At 61.0% G+C, this 18,016-nt stretch carries 18 protein-coding genes; 15 read left to right on the forward strand and 3 right to left on the reverse strand.

From position 1 onward, the window contains the following. The first annotated feature begins 41 nt into the window (after nt 1–41). From BMZ23_RS04360 to BMZ23_RS04425, 14 genes are all read left to right on the forward strand, one after another. Complete coding sequence (locus tag BMZ23_RS04360; RefSeq protein WP_093473247.1) at nt 42–1,187, forward strand: 1-acyl-sn-glycerol-3-phosphate acyltransferase; 1,146 nt, start codon at nt 42–44, stop codon at nt 1,185–1,187. 106 nt (nt 1,188–1,293) lie between these two features. Then, nucleotides 1,294–1,755 carry an outer membrane lipoprotein gene (locus BMZ23_RS04365; RefSeq protein ID WP_425431657.1) on the forward strand — a complete coding sequence of 154 codons (462 nt, stop codon included), beginning with the start codon at nt 1,294–1,296 and terminating at the stop codon, nt 1,753–1,755. A 226-nt stretch (nt 1,756–1,981) separates the two neighbouring features. Beyond that, nucleotides 1,982–4,705 carry a hydrogen gas-evolving membrane-bound hydrogenase subunit E gene (gene mbhE / locus BMZ23_RS04370; RefSeq protein ID WP_093473256.1) on the forward strand — a complete coding sequence of 908 codons (2,724 nt, stop codon included), beginning with the start codon at nt 1,982–1,984 and terminating at the stop codon, nt 4,703–4,705. After that, complete coding sequence (locus BMZ23_RS04375) at nt 4,705–5,115, forward strand: sodium:proton antiporter (RefSeq protein ID WP_093473259.1); 411 nt, start codon at nt 4,705–4,707, stop codon at nt 5,113–5,115. The genes mbhE and BMZ23_RS04375 overlap by 1 nt, the downstream gene beginning before the upstream one ends. Beyond that, nucleotides 5,112–6,605 (forward strand): proton-conducting transporter transmembrane domain-containing protein, encoded by a 1,494-nt coding sequence (locus BMZ23_RS04380; RefSeq protein WP_093473261.1) that lies wholly within the window; start codon nt 5,112–5,114, stop codon nt 6,603–6,605. The genes BMZ23_RS04375 and BMZ23_RS04380 overlap by 4 nt, the downstream gene beginning before the upstream one ends. After that, the gene (locus tag BMZ23_RS04385) at nt 6,605–7,090 is read left to right on the forward strand and encodes a Na+/H+ antiporter subunit E (protein ID WP_093473263.1); all 486 of its coding nucleotides are present in this window, start codon (nt 6,605–6,607) and stop codon (nt 7,088–7,090) included. Before BMZ23_RS04380 ends, BMZ23_RS04385 begins: the two co-directional genes overlap by 1 nt. Further along, on the forward strand, nt 7,087–7,422 hold the full coding sequence (locus BMZ23_RS04390; RefSeq protein ID WP_093473265.1) for an MrpF/PhaF family protein: 336 nt from the start codon (nt 7,087–7,089) through the stop codon (nt 7,420–7,422). The genes BMZ23_RS04385 and BMZ23_RS04390 overlap by 4 nt, the downstream gene beginning before the upstream one ends. Then, nucleotides 7,415–7,762: a monovalent cation/H(+) antiporter subunit G gene (gene mnhG, locus BMZ23_RS04395; RefSeq protein ID WP_093473267.1), complete on the forward strand. Its 348-nt coding sequence runs from the start codon at nt 7,415–7,417 to the stop codon at nt 7,760–7,762. The genes BMZ23_RS04390 and mnhG overlap by 8 nt, the downstream gene beginning before the upstream one ends. 287 nt (nt 7,763–8,049) lie before the next feature. Beyond that, nucleotides 8,050–10,842 carry a monovalent cation/H+ antiporter subunit A gene (locus BMZ23_RS04400; RefSeq protein WP_093473269.1) on the forward strand — a complete coding sequence of 931 codons (2,793 nt, stop codon included), beginning with the start codon at nt 8,050–8,052 and terminating at the stop codon, nt 10,840–10,842. Next, nucleotides 10,842–11,171 carry a Na+/H+ antiporter subunit C gene (locus BMZ23_RS04405; RefSeq protein WP_093473271.1) on the forward strand — a complete coding sequence of 110 codons (330 nt, stop codon included), beginning with the start codon at nt 10,842–10,844 and terminating at the stop codon, nt 11,169–11,171. The genes BMZ23_RS04400 and BMZ23_RS04405 overlap by 1 nt, the downstream gene beginning before the upstream one ends. Further along, nucleotides 11,168–12,679: a monovalent cation/H+ antiporter subunit D gene (locus BMZ23_RS04410; RefSeq protein ID WP_093473273.1), complete on the forward strand. Its 1,512-nt coding sequence runs from the start codon at nt 11,168–11,170 to the stop codon at nt 12,677–12,679. The genes BMZ23_RS04405 and BMZ23_RS04410 overlap by 4 nt, the downstream gene beginning before the upstream one ends. Further along, nucleotides 12,676–13,182 carry a Na+/H+ antiporter subunit E gene (locus tag BMZ23_RS04415; RefSeq protein WP_093473275.1) on the forward strand — a complete coding sequence of 169 codons (507 nt, stop codon included), beginning with the start codon at nt 12,676–12,678 and terminating at the stop codon, nt 13,180–13,182. Before BMZ23_RS04410 ends, BMZ23_RS04415 begins: the two co-directional genes overlap by 4 nt. Continuing rightward, complete coding sequence (locus tag BMZ23_RS04420) at nt 13,167–13,436, forward strand: K+/H+ antiporter subunit F (protein ID WP_093473277.1); 270 nt, start codon at nt 13,167–13,169, stop codon at nt 13,434–13,436. The genes BMZ23_RS04415 and BMZ23_RS04420 overlap by 16 nt, the downstream gene beginning before the upstream one ends. 18 nt (nt 13,437–13,454) lie before the next feature. Then, on the forward strand, nt 13,455–13,784 hold the full coding sequence (locus BMZ23_RS04425; protein ID WP_218143570.1) for a Na+/H+ antiporter subunit G: 330 nt from the start codon (nt 13,455–13,457) through the stop codon (nt 13,782–13,784). On the opposite strand, the gene asd is transcribed toward BMZ23_RS04425, so the two are convergent. From asd to BMZ23_RS04440, 3 genes are read right to left on the reverse strand one after another with little or no spacing between them, the layout of a single operon-like run. Further along, on the reverse strand, nt 13,750–14,625 hold the full coding sequence (asd, locus tag BMZ23_RS04430) for an archaetidylserine decarboxylase (RefSeq protein WP_093473281.1): 876 nt from the start codon (nt 14,623–14,625) through the stop codon (nt 13,750–13,752). The genes BMZ23_RS04425 and asd overlap by 35 nt on opposite strands. 9 nt (nt 14,626–14,634) lie before the next feature. Next, on the reverse strand, nt 14,635–15,441 hold the full coding sequence (locus BMZ23_RS04435; protein ID WP_093473283.1) for a rhodanese-like domain-containing protein: 807 nt from the start codon (nt 15,439–15,441) through the stop codon (nt 14,635–14,637). 19 nt (nt 15,442–15,460) lie between these two features. Further along, on the reverse strand, nt 15,461–17,059 hold the full coding sequence (locus BMZ23_RS04440) for a hypothetical protein (protein WP_093473285.1): 1,599 nt from the start codon (nt 17,057–17,059) through the stop codon (nt 15,461–15,463). A 102-nt stretch (nt 17,060–17,161) separates the two neighbouring features. Here BMZ23_RS04440 and motA point away from each other — a divergent pair, with 102 nt between their 5' ends. Beyond that, the gene (gene motA, locus BMZ23_RS04445) at nt 17,162–18,016 is read left to right on the forward strand and encodes a flagellar motor stator protein MotA (RefSeq protein ID WP_093473287.1); all 855 of its coding nucleotides are present in this window, start codon (nt 17,162–17,164) and stop codon (nt 18,014–18,016) included.

Here is an 18,016-nt window from a genome sequence, read left to right on the forward strand (position 1 = left end):
GGTCGCATAATGCGCGGCATCCCTAGCCTGGCGAGGACAAGATGGGCGAGTTTGATGCGATAAAACCCTATGATGACGCCGATGTACCCGGTGTGCTGCAGCGTCTGTGTCATGACCGTGGGCTGCTTGATTTGTTGTTGCTGCAGCGCTTTGGCCGAGTCGGCCAGTCTTTGGGGGGGCTGCTCAGGCCGCTGCTGAGCTGGCGCTTGCGCCGTGAACTGAGCGGCATCGACACTGTGGATGCCCTGCAGCGCAGGCTCAAGCCACGTCTGACCCGCCTGATTCGCTCGACTACGTTGCAGACTGATTACAGTGGTCTGGAACGCCTGCAGCCGGGTACCCCCTATCTGTTTGTGGCCAACCATCGCGATATCGTGATGGACCCGGCGTTTGTCAACTATGCACTCTTTCATGCAGGGCATCCGACGCCACGCATTGCGATTGGTGACAACCTGCTGCAGCGCCCTTTTGTGGCTGATCTGATGCGGCTGAACAAGAGCTTTATCGTGCAACGTTCGATTACCGGCCGGCGCGAAAAGCTGGCGGCCTATCAGCAGTTGTCGGCCTACATCAACCATTCGTTGGGCGAAGGGCAGTCGGTCTGGATTGCCCAGAGCGAGGGTCGTGCCAAGGACGGGGTGGATCGGACCGATTCGGCGATTATCAAGATGTTCTGCATGAGTCGCCGCCAGGAGGCCTTTGACGAGGTGATCCGCTCGCTGCGTCTGGTGCCGGTGTCCATTGCCTACGAATGGGACCCCTGTGACCTGCTCAAGGCCGGTGAGCTGGAGGCGCGTGAACGCACCGGGAGCTATACCAAGGCGCCTGGTGAGGATGACCGCTCGATTGCCATGGGGCTGACCGGCTACAAGGGGCGTGTGCATGTGGCTTTTGGCACGCCGCTGGAGTCCGGCTTTACTGATGCCAGGGCGGTTGCTGCGGAGGTGGATCGTCAGGTGCTCGGCAATTACCGCCTGTATCCCAGCAACTGGCTGGCCTTCGAGCACTTGCCAGAATTGCCATCCCTGAAACTGCCTGACTGGCGTAGCCAGTGGTCGGCGGCTGAACTGGCAGCCGAACTGGAACGTTTTCGTCAGCGTTTGCAGGCGTGTCCGGAAAACCTGCGGCGCTGGTGGTTGCTGCAATATGCCAATCCGGTGATCAGTCATGTCGGGGTGGAGGGATGAGTGGTTGCGAGTCTCCGGGCTGCAACATTCTTTGGCTTTTGTGGTCTTAATTCCCGGAAAGGCATGGCTTGCGAGGTTGTGCCGGGGGCTTGGAGGAGCATTGATGATGAAAACCTTTATTGTTGCTGGTGGGGTTCTTGCTGCGAGCCTGATGCTTGGCGGCTGCGCTTCCAATCTCGGCGGTGATGTCTATACCCGTGATCAGGCCCGCACTGTGCAAACGGTGAGAATGGGTACTGTCGAGTCGGTTCGTGCGGTCCAGATTGAAGGGACCAAAACGGTGGTAGGTCCGGCGGCAGGCGCTGCAGTCGGTGGTATTGCCGGTTCAACCATTGGTGGCGGGCGCGGCAGTGCGGTGGCGACTGTGATAGGTGCCGTGGCCGGTGGTATGGCCGGTGCGGCGGCCGAGGAAGGCATTACCCGTCGCCAGGGCGTTGAAATTACCGTGCGCGAGGACGACGGACAGTTGCGTGCCTACGTGCAGGAAGTGTCGGACGGCCAGCTTTTTGCCCCTGGAGACCGTGTCCGGATTCTTACCGTAAATGGCACATCCCGGGTCACCCGCTGATCTGTCTGCTGGCAAATTGCTTCAAAGTGCTACAGGCCGCCTGATGGCGGCCTTCTTATTTATGTGCTGAACTGGTCGGCGCAGGCACCCGGTAATCTTGCCTGCTGTCAAGATGTTGTCGGTGTGCCTAACTGTGATAAGAATAAGATCCATTAGAATTGATGGTGGTCAATGCATGCGTTGATATAGCGATGCAGCCACATTGAACACAGGAAGCGTTTCATACATGTATCTGACCCTGCTGGCCATTGCTCTGGCTGCTCTGCTGGCGCCGCTTGTCTGGCGACTGGCGCCGCGCCATGTTGGCTGGTTGCTGGCATTGGTTCCGGCGGCCTGTTTTGCCTGGTTTGTACTGCAGATCCCTCTGGTGGCCGGGGGCGAGCCGCAGTTCGCTTCGCTGGCCTGGGTGCCGGCGTTGGATGTGACGCTGAATCTGCGTCTTGACGGGTTGGCGTTGTTGTTCGCCTTGCTGGTTACCGGGATTGGTGCGCTCATTGTTGTGTATGCAGCCGCCTATCTGCATGGCCACCATCATCTGGGGCGTTTTCTGGCCTATCTGCTGACCTTTATGATGGCGATGCTCGGGCTGGTACTGGCAGATGATCTGCTGGCGATGTTCGTGTTCTGGGAGCTGACCAGTGTCGCATCCTACCTGCTGATCGGCTTTTTGCATGAAAAGCCTGAATCGCGACGGGCTGCGTTGCAGGCGCTGTTGATTACCGGGGGAGGCGGTCTGGCGCTGCTCGCCGGTCTGGTGCTGTTGGGGATTGCCGGTGAGGCCTGGCAGTTCTCGGCGCTGGAGGCCGCTACCGTGCAGGGGCATGTGCTGTTCCCGGCGATCATGCTGCTGGTGCTGGTTGGCTGTTTCACCAAGTCGGCACAGTTCCCCTTCCATCTGTGGTTGCCCAATGCGATGGCTGCGCCCACGCCGGTGTCGGCCTATCTGCACTCGGCGACCATGGTCAAGGCCGGCGTGTACCTGCTGGCACGCCTGAACCCGGTGTTGGGCGGCGAAATCGTCTGGAGTTCCCTGCTGATCGGTTTTGGCGCACTGACGGCGCTGATCGGGGCGATCCTGGCTATCCGCGAATATGATCTCAAGCGCATGCTGGCCTATACCACGGTGACCGTTCTGGGTCAGTTGACCATGCTGATCGGCACCAATACCACCTACGGCCTGCAGGCCTTTGTCCTCTATCTGGTGGCCCATTCGCTGTACAAGGGCGCCCTGTTTATGGCGGTAGGTGCTATCGACCATTCCGCGGGTACCCGCGACCTGCGCAAGCTGGGCGGACTCTTTACCCTGATGCCACTGACTGGCCTGGCGGTGGGGTTGGCTGCTTTTTCGAACGCAGGCCTGCCGCCGTTCTTCGGCTTTATCGCCAAGGAATTCAAGTATGCGGGTCTGATTGAGATGGGCGCCCTGGGCTGGACGGTCACCCTGGTGATGATCGTCACCAATGCCTTGCTGGTGGCTGCAGCCGGTCTGATTTTTCTGCGCAGTTTCTTCGGGCCGCGTGGTGACTGGCCGCAGCAACCCCACGAGGTGTCCCCCTTTATGTGGTTCGGTCCTCTGATGCTGGCGGTGGCTGGCTTCAGCCTGGGTGCCTGGAACCATTGGCCGGAAACCTGGCTGGTCAATACCGCCGTGCAAAGTGTGGCAACCGCACCGATCGACGTGAAGCTCTATTTGTGGGGCGGCCTGACCCCGGCGGTGATTGCCAGCCTGCTGACCCTTTCAATGGGCGTGTGGTTCTACCGGCATGCTGCTGATGTACGCGGCGTCGCGCAACAGTTGACCCGGCTGGGACGCTTCAGCGGTGACATGCTGTGGGACTGGTGGTTGCGTCGGGTATTCCAGTTTGCCGGTTTGGTGGCTCGCCAGTTCCAGCATGGCTCCCTGCGCCTGCATCTGTCGCTGATGACGCTGGTGGTCAGCCTGGGCGCCTTGCTGGCGTTGTGGCTGTCGGGGGCGACGCCCTGGCAGGCCGAACAGCTCGGTAGTATCTCGGTGGTAGGTGTGCTCGGTTGTTTGCTGGCCTTGGGTGGGGCGGCCGGAGCGGCCTTTATGGCCGGGCGTCTGGCGCTGGTGGCTTCGCTGGGCGCCAGTGGTCTGGGGCTGGCCTTGCTGTTCGTTGCCCTTAATGCGCCGGATGTGGCTCTGACCCAGTTGATGGTGGAGACCCTTACCGTGGTGTTCCTGGCCATGGTGCTGCGCCGTATGCCGCGTGTGCCGCCCAGCGGGACAGGTGTCGGCTGGCTGAATCTGTGGCATGCGCTGGTGGCAATCAGTTTTGGTGTGGCGGTAACCCTGTTGATCATGACTGCGGTCAGTCTGCCGTTACCGGGCGATCTGGCCGAGTGGTTCCTTGCCAACAGTTTGCCGGGCGGCTACGGCGCCAACGTGGTCAATGTGATCCTGGTTGATTTCCGTGCGGTCGATACGCTGGGCGAGATTGTGGTGGTGGCGCTGGCGGCCCTGGGGGCGGCAACCCTGCTGGGCGCCGGCCAGACAGCCGATCCCAAGCCTCGCGGGCTGCCGGAGTTCAATTCGGTATTGCTGCGCCAGGGCGTGCGTCCGCTGGCAATGCTGTTGCTGGTGGTGTCGCTGCTGGTGCTCTGGCGCGGGCACAACCTGCCCGGCGGCGGCTTTATCGGCGGGCTGGTTGCCGCGACCGGTTTTACCTTGCTGGTTCTGACCTACGGTCGCGGCATGCAGCGCGAACTGAGCCGCGTGTCTCCCCCCACCCTGATCGGTCTGGGGCTGGCGCTGGCGCTGGGAGCAGGTTTCTTTGGTTTGGCTGCGGGTCAGCCGTACATGACCGGGCTGTGGATTACTGTGGGTGACCTGAAGCTTGGCACTCCTCTGCTGTTCGATGTGGGTGTGTTCCTCACTGTATTCGGTTCAGTGATGCACATGCTGCGCAACCTGGTCGGGAGGGCAGGCTGATGGAATGGATAGGTGCAATTACTGCCGGTGTGATGGCGGCGCTGGGTATCTGGATGATGCTGGATCGCCAGTTGATGCGGGTGGTGCTGGGCATTGCCGTGCTGGGTAATGCGGTAAATCTTGGCGTGCTGGTCGGTGGTCGTCTGGGTAGCGGGCAGGCCGCCTTTGTTGAAGCCGGCCAGTCGCTGGCGAATCCGGCCAATCCGCTGCCCCAGGCGCTGGTGCTGACGGCTATTGTGATCGGCTTTGCGCTCTTCGTGTTTGCTCTGGCTGTACTCAAACGGACCCATGAGCTGCACGGTGACAAGGATACCGACAAGGTCAGTGAAGTGACCGAACAACCAGCTCCGGACAGTTGTGAGGACAGCTCGCCGACGGTTGCGGCCAGCCGCCGGGAGGGTGATGCATGAACGAGCTTTTGCTGGTTCTGCCGGTGGTGGTGCCGCTGTCAGGCTTGTTGCTGGCCCTGATGGTCAAGCGCAGTCATGCACTGGTCAGTTTGATCAGCTTGCTGTCGGCGCTGGCCCTGACGCTGGTTGGCGGTTGGCTGGTATGGCTGGCGGCGGATGATGTGGTGCTCAGCGGCCAGATGGCCAACTGGGCGGCTCCCTATGGCATCAGTCTGGTGATCGACCGGCTGGCGGCGGTCATGGTGGCGATTACCGGTATCGTCGGTCTGGCGACCCTGGTGTATGCGCATCGCCAGCCTATGCCCGCGGATTTCCTGCGCGACATGCAGTTGTTTGTGCAGGGGCTGCTGGCGGGTATCTGTGGTGCCTTTATCACTGCCGACGTGTTCAACCTGTATGTCTGGTTCGAGGTGCTGCTGATTGGCTCCTTCGCCCTGATTGCCCTGGGCGGTGGTGAACGCCGGCTGGCCGGGGCGATGACCTATCTGGTGCTGAACATGCTGGCCACCCTGCTGTTCCTGCTGGCGGCGGGGCTGGTGTACGCCGCCAGCGGCACGCTGAACATGGGTGAGCTGGCGCTGATCTTCCGCGCCGGTGAGGCGACCGACGGTGCCTGGCTCGGCGTGTTGCTGATGCTGGTGTCGTTTTCCATCAAGGCGGCGCTGTTCCCCTTGTTTGGCTGGTTGCCGACCAGTTACCACGTGGCCTGGACACCGGTGTCGGCCTTGTTTGCCGGTTTGCTGACCAAGGTTGGTGTGTATGCACTGATCCGCATGGTGACGTTGCTCTGGCCGGAGCCGGGTGTGGTGCATCAGGTGCTGCTGTGGGTTGCCTGCGCGACCATGATCATCGGTGTGCTGGGTGCGGCGGCGCAAACCGAGGTGCGCCGTATCCTGTCGTTCCATATCGTCAGCCAGGTCGGTTACATGGTGCTGGGGCTGGCACTGGCCACGCCACTGGCACTGGCCGGGGCGGTGTTTTATCTGATCCACCATATCGTGGTGAAGGCCAACCTGTTCTTCGTTGGCGGCATTGCCGCGCGCCTGACCGGTTCCGAACGGCTGGCGGCGATGGGCGGGCTGTATGCCAGCCGGCCGTTGCTGGCGCTGCTGTTTGCCATTCCGGCGCTGTCGCTGGCGGGTATTCCGCCGTTGTCGGGGTTCTGGGCCAAGTTCGTGCTGGTCAAGGCGAGTCTGGATGTCAGCGCCTGGGTGGCGGCCTTCTTTATCCTGCTGACTGGCGTGTTTACCTTGCTGTCGATGAGCAAGATCTGGAATGAAAGCTTTCTCAAGCCGCACCCGCAGCCGGCGCAGTTGCTGGCCGCCGGTGATGGGCCTCGCGGGGCCTGGGCGACAGTGGCGGTACTGGCGATGATTACCGTGGTTATCGGTTTTGCTGCGGGTCCGGTGATGGACTATGCGATGGCCGCAGCTGACCAGTTGACCGAGGCGCCCGGGCATCTGGCGTTGATCGTACGGGAGGGGCGCTGATGTTGCTGCTGCATGGATTGCTGGCTGTATTGCTGGGCTGGTTGATTGACGGCCTGACGGTCGGCAGCTGGTTGCTTGGTTTTGTTGCCGGTTATCTGTTGCTGAGGCTGGCCGGGCTGCGGTTGCCGGCGTGCCGTCTGTATGCCATGCGGGTAGTGGCCGGCACCCTGTTTGTGCCCTGGTTTGCCTGGAAGATACTGGCGGCCTCGCTGGATGTGGCACGCCTGGTGCTGGACCCGCGGCGCCAGGCGCAGCCGGCGGTTATTGCAGCCAGGCTGCAGTTGCATGACCGGCGCCTGGTGACTGTGGTCAGCTGTCTGCTCACCTTGACGCCGGGTACTCTGGCGCTGGAATACGTCGAGGAAGATGGCCTGTTGTATGTGCATGTGCTGGATGCCCGTTCTGCACAGCCGGCACTGGATGCGCTGGCAGAAATTGAATGTCGGTTGATGGCCTGGGTATGGCCGCTGGGAGATGGGCAATGACGGTGGAGCTGGCAGGTGCCGACTGGGTGCTGGCGCTGGCCGGGGGCATGCTGGTGGTCAGTGTGTTGCTGGTGATGCTGCGCTTGCTGATTGGTCCGGAGCGTCCTGACCGGGCGGTGGCGGTGGATGCCATGACGCTGATTGGCGTGGCCGGGGTGTCGATTCTGGCACTGGTGCGCCAGCAGGCCGTGCTGCTGGATGTGGCGCTGGTGCTGGCAATTGTCAGCTTCCTCGGCAGTGTGGCTTTTTCGCTGCTGTTTACCGGCACCCATCACAGCGATCAGGCGCATGGCCAGGGCCGGTCGGAGCAGGCGGAGGTGACTGATGACTGAGGTGATTCTGGCCTGGACGGGGTCGGCACTGATTCTGTTGGGGGCGTTGTTCAGTTTGCTGGGTGCACTGGGGGTGTGGCGCCTGCCGGATGCCTACACGCGCATGCATTCGGCGAGCAAGGCCGGTGCTCTGGGCGCGGTGTTGACACTGCTGGGGGTGCTTTGTGCTACCGGCGGGCAGTCCTGGCCGGCGGTGTTGCTGGCAATCGCCGTGTTGCTGGTAACCGCGCCGCTGGCGGCTCATGCGATCAGTCGCGCCGCTCACCGGGCCGGGGTGCGACCAAAGGTCGCGCAACTGGGTGATGCGCTGGCCGGCAAGCAGGATCGTCGTCGCTCCTGACGTTTTTGCCATGTATTGATCAGGCTTTGCCCGGCGACGCTTTCCGCTAGTCGGAATTTTCCAATGACAGTCAGTCAAGTGATGTGGATAATGTCCACGCTTCAGGCGATGTCAGTATTCAGATATGTGCCCGCCAGACCGAATGCCGGCCTTCCAGAGCCGGATGTGGTCGATTTCCTCCCATTGCGGCTGCTGTCCGTCGTTCTGCAAGTGCCATGCGCAGCGCTGCGGTCTGCGCCAGTGCTGTTCCGGCCTGAACGCCGGCCGTCAATGGAGTGGGATTCCGCATGAATCTGGCCCTGATAGTATGTTTGCCCATCATTGCCATGCTGTTGCCGGTGCTGACCGACCGCTTCGGTCGCAATGCCTGTTCGCTGGCTACGGCTCTGGCACCATTGCTTGCCTTGTTGTTGCTGTTGCGCGAGGCGCCCAGGGTTTTTGCCGGTGAGGTGCTGGTCAGTCATTGGGACTGGTTGCCGGGGCTAGGGCTGAATCTCTCGCTGCGGCTGGATGGTCTTGGCTTTCTGTTTGCGCTGCTGATTCTGGCAATCGGCCTGCTGGTTATCCTTTATGGCCGTTATTACCTGTCAAATAACGACCCGATGGGGCGTTTCTTCTCCTATCTGCTGCTGTTCATGGCAGCCATGCTCGGTGTGGTGCTGAGCGAAAACCTGTTGCTGATGATGTTCTTCTGGGAGCTGACCAGCCTGTCCTCGTTCCTGTTGATCGGCTATTGGTCCCACTCCAGTGAGGCGCGCAAGGGTGCCCGAATGGCGCTGGCAGTCACCGGTGGCGGCGGTCTGGCGTTACTTGCGGGCGTGCTGCTGATCGGTCATGTGGTGGGCAGTTATGAACTCAGCGTGGTATTGCAGTCAGGTGACCTGATACGTGCCCATGCGCTGTATCCGGTTTTGCTGGTATTGGTGTTGTTGGGTGTGTTTACCAAATCGGCACAGTTTCCCTTCCATTTCTGGCTGCCGCATGCCATGGCGGCACCCACGCCGGTGTCGGCCTACCTGCACTCGGCAACCATGGTCAAGGCAGGCGTGTTCCTGCTGGCGCGTCTTTATCCGGCGCTGGCCCAGAGCGATCTGTGGTTCTGGCTGGTCAGCAGTGTCGGTCTGACAACACTGCTGCTGGGCGCCTGTGTGGCGCTGTTCAAGCATGATCTGAAGGGTCTTCTGGCCTATTCAACCATCAGTCATCTGGGCCTTATTACCTTGTTGTTTGGCCTGGATACGCGTCTGGCGGTGGTTGCCGGGGTGTTCCATATCATCAACCATGCGACCTTCAAGGCTGCACTCTTTATGTCGGCCGGGATTATCGACCATGAAACCGGTACCCGGGACATGCGCAGGCTGAACGGGTTGTGGCCCTATATGCCGATTACGGCAACCCTGGCCATGGTGGCAGCGGCCTCGATGGCCGGGGTGCCGCTGATGAACGGTTTCCTCAGCAAGGAAATGTTCTTTGCCGAGACCTTGCAGCAGCAGGTATATGGCTCGGCCAGCTGGCTGGTTCCCCTGCTGGCAACCATTGCCGGGATGTTCTCGGTGGCGTATTCCCTGCGCTTTATCAACGAGGTGTTCTTTAACGGCAAGCCAGTCAATGTGCCGCATTTCCCGCCCCATGAGCCGCCGCGTTTCATGCGGGTGCCGGTTGAGGTGCTGGTGGTGCTGTGCCTGCTGGTCGGGTTGTTGCCGGGCGTGGTGGTTGGTGGCTTGCTGGCGGTGGCTGCGGGTGCGGCGCTTGGCGGTGATCTGCCGGAATACAGTCTGGCGATATGGCATGGATTCAACGTGCCGCTGCTGATGAGTGCGCTGGCGCTGGTGTTAGGGGTGCTGCTCTACTGGCGGCGTGAACCGCTGTTTCGCTGGGCCGCCGCTCGGCCGGAAATCGATGCCAAGCTGATCTTCGAGGCTGCCGTACAGCGTGTTGGCAGGGCTGCTGGCCGTTTTACCCTGCTGCTGGAAAATGCCTCGCTGCAGCGCTACATGGCCTGGGTGCTGGTTTCGGCCCTGGTGGTCAGCGGCAGCTGGTTGCTGCAATTGCCGGTGGTGCAGGGCGAGGTGGCGCTGTCACCGATTGATCCCTTTACCTTGCTGGCGGCGATGATGCTGGCGGTGGCGTCCATGGCGACTGTGATCTGGCATCACCAGCGGTTGACCGCCCTGATGATGCTCAGTGTGGTGGGGCTGCTGGTGGCAATGACCTTTGCGCGCTTCTCGGCGCCGGATCTGGCGCTGACCCAGTTGTCGGTGGAGGTGGTCACCGTGGTACTGATGATGTTGACCCTGCTGTTCCTGCCGCGACAGACACCCCGTGAATCCAATGGGCTGAGGCGTGCCCGGGACCTGCTGCTGGCGCTGGGTAGCGGTGCGCTGGTGGCGGTACTGACACTGGCGGTGATGACCCGGCCCTATGAAACCATTGCCGGATTCTTCCTGGAGAACAGTGTCAGCGGGGGTGGTGGTACCAATGTCGTCAACGTGATTCTGGTCGACTTCCGTGGCTTAGATACCCTCGGCGAAATCAGCGTGCTGGCGATTGCCGGGGTGGCCATCTATGCGCTGATCGATGGTCTGCAATTGCGCCGCCCGCAGTTCGATGTGCTGGGTCAGCGTTGGGCACGCGGCAGCCATCTGCTGATGTTGATCAACCTGTCGCGGATGATTCTGCCGCTGGCCTTGCTGGTGTCGGTGTTTATTTTCCTGCGCGGACACAATCTGCCGGGCGGGGGCTTCATTGCCGGCCTGATTACCGCAGTGGCACTGATTCTGCAGTATGTGGCAAGTGGCGAGAAGTGGACTACCCAGCGCCTGGGCGTCAACTACCACCATCTGGCCGGTATTGGCGTGATTATCGCCGGTGTTACCGGGCTTGCAAGCTGGCTGTTTGGCTATCCGTTCCTGACCAGCACCTTCGATCATTTCCATCTGCCATTGGTTGGTGAGTTCGAACTGGCCAGTGCCTTGTCTTTTGACCTTGGCGTGTATCTCACGGTAGTGGGTGCGACGCTGCTTATTTTGGCCAACCTGGGCAAGCTGTCGAATGTCCATGTACAGGGAGAGCGCATCTGATGGAGTTGTTGTATGCCTTGACCCTCGGGATCATGACAAGCTGCGGAGTGTATCTGCTGCTGCGGGCGCGGACCTTTCCGGTGGTGGTCGGTCTGACCCTGATCGGTTATGCCGTGAACCTGTTCCTGTTTGGCATGGGACGGCTGGCGACCGGTATGCCGGCGGTGATCGGGCGGGCAGCTGAGCATGCTGACCCTTTGCCACAGGCGCTGGTGCTGACAGCCATCGTGATCGGTTTTGCCATGACCGCCTTTGCGTTGGTGCTGGCTTTGCGCGCCCGTGGTGAACTGGAAAATGACCATGTCGACGGGCGGGGGGATAGCGAATGAGTCATTTGCCGGTTCTACCGATCCTGCTGCCAATGTTTATGGGGGCGTTGCTGTTACTGATCGCCCGTACCCGGCTGCGTATGAAGCGCAACCTGTCACTGCTGGCGACCCTGTTGCAGGTGCCGCTGGCCATGCTGCTGATGCTGTCGGCTAGCGAAGGCATCAGTGTCTATGCGTTGGGTGATTGGCGCCCGCCGTTTGGCATAGTACTGGTGGTTGACCGGCTGGCGGCCTTGATGCTGATGGTGACGGCGGTGCTGGCACTGGCCGCAGTGCTTTATGCGCGGCGCGGTGATGATGCGCTGGGGCGTAATTTCCACGCCTTGTTCCAGTTCCAGCTGATGGGCATCAATGGTGCCTTCCTGACAGGGGACCTGTTCAACCTGTTCGTGTTTTTCGAAATCCTGCTGATCTCCTCCTATGCGCTGTTGTTGCATGGCGCGGGCCCTGGGCGTCTGCGTGCCGGTTTGCACTATGTGCTGCTGAATCTGGCGGGCTCGGCACTGTTCCTGATTGCGGTTGGCACTTTGTATGGTGTGCTGGGCACCCTGAATATGGCTGACCTGGCCCTGCGCGTTGCTGCGCTGGATGGGGCTGATGCGCCGCTGGTCGGGGCTGCTGGCATGTTGCTGCTGGTGGTGTTTGCGCTCAAGGCAGCGGTGTTTCCGCTGTATTTCTGGTTGCCGCGTGCCTATGCCGCTGCCACGCCACCGGTGGCGGCACTCTTTGCGATCATGACCAAGGTTGGCGTGTATGCCATTTTGCGGGTTTACCTGCTGATCTTTGGCGAGAATGCCGGCCTGTTGGCCAATATGGCATTGGACTGGCTGTGGCCGCTGGCACTGTTGACACTGGTGCTGGGCGCGATTGGCACCTTGGCCGCCAGTACGCTCAACGTATTGATTGCCTATCTGGTGGTGGTTTCGGTGGGTACGTTGCTGGCGGGTATTGCCATAGGCACGGAAGATGCGCTGGTGGCGGTGCTCTACTATCTGATTCATTCCACCTGGATCAGTGCCGCGCTGTTCCTGCTGGCAGGTTTGCTGGCCCGTGCCCGTGGCCCACGGCACAGCACACGTCTGATCGCCGGTCCACCGCTGCCTTTGTTGCTGGGGGCGCTGTTCTTTGTTGCTGGCATATCGATTGCCGGTCTGCCGCCGCTATCGGGCTTTATCGGCAAACTGATGCTGTTGCAGGCGGCGGGCGGGGGCAGTTCCGCTGCCTGGCTGTTCGCTGTGGTGCTGACGGGTGGTTTCTGTGCCTTGCTGGCGCTGAGTCGTGCTGGCAGCACGCTGTTCTGGCGACGCGATGAGACGACAACAGTGGCCGAGCCGCTGGATCGAGTCCGCCTGCTGGCGGTGCTGATGTTGCTATTGGGTAGTCCGCTGTTGGTACTGGTGGCGGCACCCCTGCTGGAATACCTGCAGGCGACCGCCCAGCAGCTGCTTGACCCTGCAGGCTATGTGCGCCAAGTGCTGGGTACTCGCCTTGATGGAGGTGATCTATGAGTGACAGGAAGCCTCTGTGGCCGCATCCCTGGTTGAGCGGCGTGATGCTGGTTATCTGGCTGCTGCTGATGAAGGATCTGTCATTGGGCGTGCTGTTGCTCGGTATTGTGCTGGCGTGGGCTATTCCGCGTATGACCCATGTATTCTGGCCAAACCCGCCGGGACTGCGTCATCCGCTGGTTTTCCTGCGTTTCTGTGCGCGGGTGTTGTGGGACATTGCCGAGGCAAACGTCGAGGTGGCACGACTGGTTTACGGGCGTTCGCGCAAGTTGCGTCCTGCATTCATCGAGTACCCGCTGGAAGTGAAGGACAGCTTTACCATCAGTCTGCTGGCCAGCACAGTGTCGCTGACGCCGGGTACGGTGTCGGCAGACATCAGTGATGACCGCTGCACGCTGTTGATCCATGTGCTTGATCTGGAGGACGAGCAGGCGCTTGTGCAACTGATCAAGCAGCGCTACGAATGGCCGCTGAAGGAGGTGTTCGAATGCTCGACATCGTGATACTGGTGTGCCTCGGCCTGATTACGCTGGCGTTGCTATGCACGCTGATCCGTATTTTTCGCGGACCAGACCTGCCTGACCGGATACTGGCTCTGGATACCCTGTATATCAACAGCATCGCCCTGATCATGCTGCTGGGACTGTACCTGAAGTCGGATCTGTTCTTTGAGGCTGCCTTGCTGATTGCGGTAATGGGCTTCGTCAGTACAGTGGCGGTAGCCAAGCATCTGATGCGCGGCAACATCATCGAGTGAGGAGGGCCTGTGGCAGATATTTCCCTGTTTGACTGGCTGGCGGCGGCGCTATTGCTGATCGGCAGCATTTTTGCGCTGACCGGCTCGATTGCTTTGCTCAAGCTGCCGGACTTTTTTATGCGCCTGCATGGACCGACCAAGTCCACCACCCTGGGGGTGGGGGCTCTGGTGATAGGCTCCATGCTGTATTTTAGCACCCGTGGCGACGGCATCAGCGTGCATGAGCTGCTGATCACCATTTTCCTGTTCATGACTGCCCCGGTCAGTGCCAACATGCTGGCCAAGGCTGCCATGCATCAGAAACTGCGTCGGGTCAAGCGGACTCGTGGGGAGCCGTGGGAGCAGTAACCAGCTCGCCCATCGCCTGACCCATGCGTACCGCACTGCCGGCCAGCAGCTCAGGGTTCCACTGCACCGCGCCGGGTGCAAACAGCACTATCGCGGTTGAGCCCAGTTTGAAACGCCCCATCTCGGCACCGCGCTCCAGTTGCGGTGCCGCCTCACCGTAACGCTGTGCCTTGAGTTGCCGGCGTGGCGGTGCTACCAGACCAGCCCAGACAGTTTCCACCGAGGCGACGATCATCGCGCCGACCAGCACCACGGCCATCGGGCCGGCGGGGGTGTCGAACAGGCAGACCACCCGCTCGTTGCGGGCAAACAGCTCGGGAACGTTCTCGGCGGTGGTCTGGTTGACCGAAAACAGCTTGCCGGGGACATAGATCATGTCGGTCAGGGTACCGGCCAGCGGCATATGCACCCTGTGGTAGTCGCGTGGTGACAGGTACACGGTGGCAAACTCGCCGCCCTGGAACTGCGCGGCATGCTCGGGGTTGCCGCCCAACAGTTCCAGCACGCTGAAACTCTGGCCCTTGGCCTGGAATACCCGACCATGTTCGATGCGGCCGAGCTGGCTGATTGCGCCGTCGGCCGGACAGAGCACTCCATTCCCCTCAGCCAGTGGGCGTGCGCCATCCTTCAGTGCACGGGTGAAGAAGTCATTGAAGCAGGCGTAGGCGGTCGGGTCTTCCTGCACGGCTTCGCTCATATCGACCTGATAGCGCTTGGCGAACCAGCGGGTGAACGGGTCCTTCAGCCAGGCCCAGCGGCATTCGGCAATGCAGCCGGCCAGACGCGACAGCAGGTGGTGCGGCAGCAGGTGCTGCAGGGCGATAAACAGGGTGTCACGCATGGGTTGTCCTCAGAGTTCCACAGGGGTGGAGGGGTGGTTGCCCCATTCCGACCAGGAGCCGGCATAGGCGCGGATGCGCGGATAACCGAGCAGGCGGGCGATCAGGTAGGTAAAGCCGGAGCGGTGATGGGTCTGGCAGTGGGTAACCAGATCGCGGTCGGGGGTAATGCCAAGCGCCTGCAGGCACTCGGCGATGTCACTGCGCAGGCGCAGCTGGCGTTGCGGATCCATCGCCGCCGTCCATTCGAAGTTGACCGCACCGGGGATGTGCCCGGCCTTGCTGGCAAACACCCGCTGGCCGGTATGTTCGGCCGGTGAGCGGGCATCCCATACCAGCAGTTCGGGATTGTCGAGGTTGGCCAGCAGCTGCTCGACACTGATCGTAAAATTCTGGTTGAGTTGCAGCTGAGGGCTGGTCGCGGCGACCCTTTCGGTCCCGTTTTGCAGTGGCAGGCCGGCGTCATGCCAGGCATGCAGGCCGCCGTTTAGATAGCTCCAGTTGTTATGGCCGATGCTGTCCAGCAACCAGATAAAGCGTCCGGCCCAACCGCCGCCTTCATCGTCGTAGACCACATAGTGAATATCCTGATGGTGACCGAGCTCGGCGAACAGCCGGGTCAGTTGTGCAGGCGCAGGCACCAGTCCCGGCAGCGGTGCGCCAGCCGTGGTCAGCATCGGGTCGACATGCACGGCACCGGGGATATGTGCGGCGGCATATTGCTCGTTGGGGCACAGGTCGACCAGACGTATCCGCAAGGGATCAATCGGCATTGCCAGCTGTTCCGGCTCCAGCAGTCGGGGCAGTTTTTCGGTCATGGGTACTCCAGATTGATGGTCAGCGGCGGAAGGCAATCAGTGCCTTCTGAAGGCATTCGGCGGTTTTACGCAGCGGTGTGAGGCGTTGCTGGCGCTGGCGCGGATCAAGGGATTGCTGGTCGCAGGCAATCATTCCGATCAGTTGCTGATCCTTCCACAGGGGCAGCAAACAGTGACGGTGCTCGCCGAGCAACAGTTTCAGCGGTCCCGGCAGCAAGGCACCAAGTTCCGGTCGGGAAGCGGATTCTATCAGGGCAACCGGATTTTCGCTCAGCCAGCGGTACCACTGGGTGTTGCGGCTACAAGCAAAACTTTGCCCGATAACCCGGCTTCCGGCGGGTTGTCCGTGGGCTGCCACGACCAGCAGCTGTTCCTTGCCCGCGTTGTACAGGGCGATCCAGTGTGCCGGCAGGCCAAGCCCCTGGTGTAGTGCTTCGGTTGCGCAGCCGAGTAACGCTTGCAGATTATGAAAGCCCTGCGGGCTGTTGAGCAGTTGCTGGCAGGCGTTGCGCCAGCACTGTACATCCAGGTCTGCTGCCGGGGTGGCGGGTTTGCCGGTCTTGCCGGGTGCTGGCGTATCGGGTGAGCGGGTGGCCTGGGGTTGCTGTTGTGGCAGACGCCCCCCGTCGGGCCAGGGCAGGGCGGCGGCAGGCAACCAGAGGTCGCTGCTGCCTTCTGGGTAGCGCCGCTGGCACAGACTGACGGCCTGCTGGTGGTTGAGGCTGCAGATGTCTTCCAGCGCGCTGCCCAGGTAGAGTGCCGCCAGTTTTTGCCAGCGCAGCGTCTGGTGGCCTTGCCAGGTATGCAGGGCGCCCAATGCAATGCCATTGGCAATCAAGGGGGCATTGGCGGGCTGAACCAGCCAGCGGTATAGTTGGCGGTCGTTGTCCAGCGCCAGTTGTTGCTGGCGCGGGTGCGCGCTGTCATGGGCGATACGCAGGGCGCGTACCATCTGCCGCCGGTGTTCGGCCAGGGTCTTCAATCCCCGGGTAATCCAGGGAGACAGCCACCATTCCTCGGCCAGCTGTCGGGATAATTGCAGCAGCCACTGGCCATCGTGGCCGGGGCCGCTGCCATCATCAATGCGCGGTAACAGGTTGTGACTGTCCCAATGGTCGAATATTGCCGGATGACGGCGTGCCAGCAGCCAGCAAGGTGCCAGAAACAGCAGGCTTGCCAGCGCCAGTTCTGGCCAGACGCGTGCCATGCGCTGGGCAAACAGGCCCTGGGACTGGAATAGTGCATGCTGGCTGATCAGTAACATCTGCCGGCAGGCAGCGGGTAGTTGCGCGTCCTCCGTTACAGGCAAGGCTTCGATGGCCTGACGGATACGCTGGGTGCCGAGCAGGTTGCAGGCCTGTTCAAGGGTCAGCACGTCAATATCCCGTTTGCGCGCAATGTCGCCCGCTGCGCGGCACAACTGCAGCGCTGCGGCCGGTGATTCGTGCAGGCGAGCGGAAAACTCCGCAAGGCTCAATTGCTCGTTGGCAAGCATCGACAGTAATTGACTGCGCTGCGAGGCAGAAACAGGCAGCAAATCCCTGCTCAGGGTTTTTGCCAGACTGCCGATATCCTCGGTTAATATGGATCGTGCGTCGGTCGCTTGATGATTGCTCATTGATTTTGGCAGCTAGAGGCTCCGGAATTGTGCAAACTATAGCGCGGCTGTTTTGATTGAGTCACGACCGCTTACCGGATTGAGATAGGGAAAAATGTAGCAATGCTGAAAATCGCAGGTTTTGTCGTGGTTATTGCCAGCGTGCTCACCGGTTTTGTACTTTCCGGTGGGCATTTGCTGGCGCTCTGGCATCCCTTTGAAATTCTGATTATTGGCGGTGCGGCCTTTGGAGCCTTTATGGTGGCGAACACCATGGGCACGATTAAAAAGGTGTTTGGCAAGATTCCGGTATTACTGTTTGGTCACAAATTCAGCAAGGCTTACTACCTTGACGTGCTTGGTGTGCTTTACGAGGTACTGAACAAGAGTCGCCGTGAAGGCATGATGGCCATCGAGGCAGATATCGAGGCACCGGACCAGAGTCCGATTTTCGGAAAGTACCCGGCGATCCTCAAGGATCAGCGGATGACAGCCTTTATCTGCGATTACCTGCGCATCATGACTACCGGCAATATGGCTCCGCATGAACTGGAAGCCCTGTTCGATGTGGAAATCTCCACGCTCAGCGAAGAGTTACAGGAGCCGGCCCATGCGGTAACCCGCGTTGCCGATGCCTTGCCGGGTTTCGGTATTGTCGCTGCGGTGCTGGGTATTGTGATCACCATGGGTATTCTTGGTGATGCCGACAACACCGAAATCGGCGAGAAGGTGGCGACAGCTCTGGTGGGTACCTTTCTTGGTATCTGGGCCGCCTATGGTTTTGTCGGTCCCTTTGCCGCTGCCATGACCCATGAAGCGAACGAGGAGGCCAATAGCTATGAGGCCATCAAGATGTGCCTGGTGGCGAGCGCCCAGGGGCTACCGCCGGCGCTGGCCGTCGAGTTTGGCCGCAAGGCGCTGATCTCCGACCATCGTCCCAGTTTTACTGAGCTGGAAGAGTCGGTGCGGGGACGCTGA

It is taken from the genome of Halopseudomonas yangmingensis, assembly GCF_900114825.1.
Lineage (GTDB): Bacteria > Pseudomonadota > Gammaproteobacteria > Pseudomonadales > Pseudomonadaceae > Halopseudomonas > Halopseudomonas yangmingensis.

Excerpts from the sequence above, each read along its gene's own strand:
- BMZ23_RS04375 (WP_093473259.1), top strand. The coding sequence starts at position 4,705 with ATGGAATGGATAGGTGCAATTACTGCCGGTGTGATGGCGGCGCTGGGT.
- asd (WP_093473281.1), bottom strand. The coding sequence starts at position 14,625 with ATGCGTGACACCCTGTTTATCGCCCTGCAGCACCTGCTGCCGCACCAC.
- BMZ23_RS04415 (WP_093473275.1), top strand. The coding sequence starts at position 12,676 with ATGAGTGACAGGAAGCCTCTGTGGCCGCATCCCTGGTTGAGCGGCGTG.
- BMZ23_RS04440 (WP_093473285.1), bottom strand. The coding sequence starts at position 17,059 with ATGAGCAATCATCAAGCGACCGACGCACGATCCATATTAACCGAGGAT.
- BMZ23_RS04360 (WP_093473247.1), top strand. The coding sequence starts at position 42 with ATGGGCGAGTTTGATGCGATAAAACCCTATGATGACGCCGATGTACCC.
- motA (WP_093473287.1), top strand. The coding sequence starts at position 17,162 with ATGCTGAAAATCGCAGGTTTTGTCGTGGTTATTGCCAGCGTGCTCACC.
- BMZ23_RS04385 (WP_093473263.1), top strand. The coding sequence starts at position 6,605 with ATGTTGCTGCTGCATGGATTGCTGGCTGTATTGCTGGGCTGGTTGATT.
- BMZ23_RS04390 (WP_093473265.1), top strand. The coding sequence starts at position 7,087 with ATGACGGTGGAGCTGGCAGGTGCCGACTGGGTGCTGGCGCTGGCCGGG.
- BMZ23_RS04400 (WP_093473269.1), top strand. The coding sequence starts at position 8,050 with ATGAATCTGGCCCTGATAGTATGTTTGCCCATCATTGCCATGCTGTTG.
- mbhE (WP_093473256.1), top strand. The coding sequence starts at position 1,982 with ATGTATCTGACCCTGCTGGCCATTGCTCTGGCTGCTCTGCTGGCGCCG.
- BMZ23_RS04365 (WP_425431657.1), top strand. The coding sequence starts at position 1,294 with ATGAAAACCTTTATTGTTGCTGGTGGGGTTCTTGCTGCGAGCCTGATG.
- BMZ23_RS04410 (WP_093473273.1), top strand. The coding sequence starts at position 11,168 with ATGAGTCATTTGCCGGTTCTACCGATCCTGCTGCCAATGTTTATGGGG.
- BMZ23_RS04380 (WP_093473261.1), top strand. The coding sequence starts at position 5,112 with ATGAACGAGCTTTTGCTGGTTCTGCCGGTGGTGGTGCCGCTGTCAGGC.
- mnhG (WP_093473267.1), top strand. The coding sequence starts at position 7,415 with ATGACTGAGGTGATTCTGGCCTGGACGGGGTCGGCACTGATTCTGTTG.
- BMZ23_RS04405 (WP_093473271.1), top strand. The coding sequence starts at position 10,842 with ATGGAGTTGTTGTATGCCTTGACCCTCGGGATCATGACAAGCTGCGGA.
- BMZ23_RS04435 (WP_093473283.1), bottom strand. The coding sequence starts at position 15,441 with ATGACCGAAAAACTGCCCCGACTGCTGGAGCCGGAACAGCTGGCAATG.
- BMZ23_RS04420 (WP_093473277.1), top strand. The coding sequence starts at position 13,167 with ATGCTCGACATCGTGATACTGGTGTGCCTCGGCCTGATTACGCTGGCG.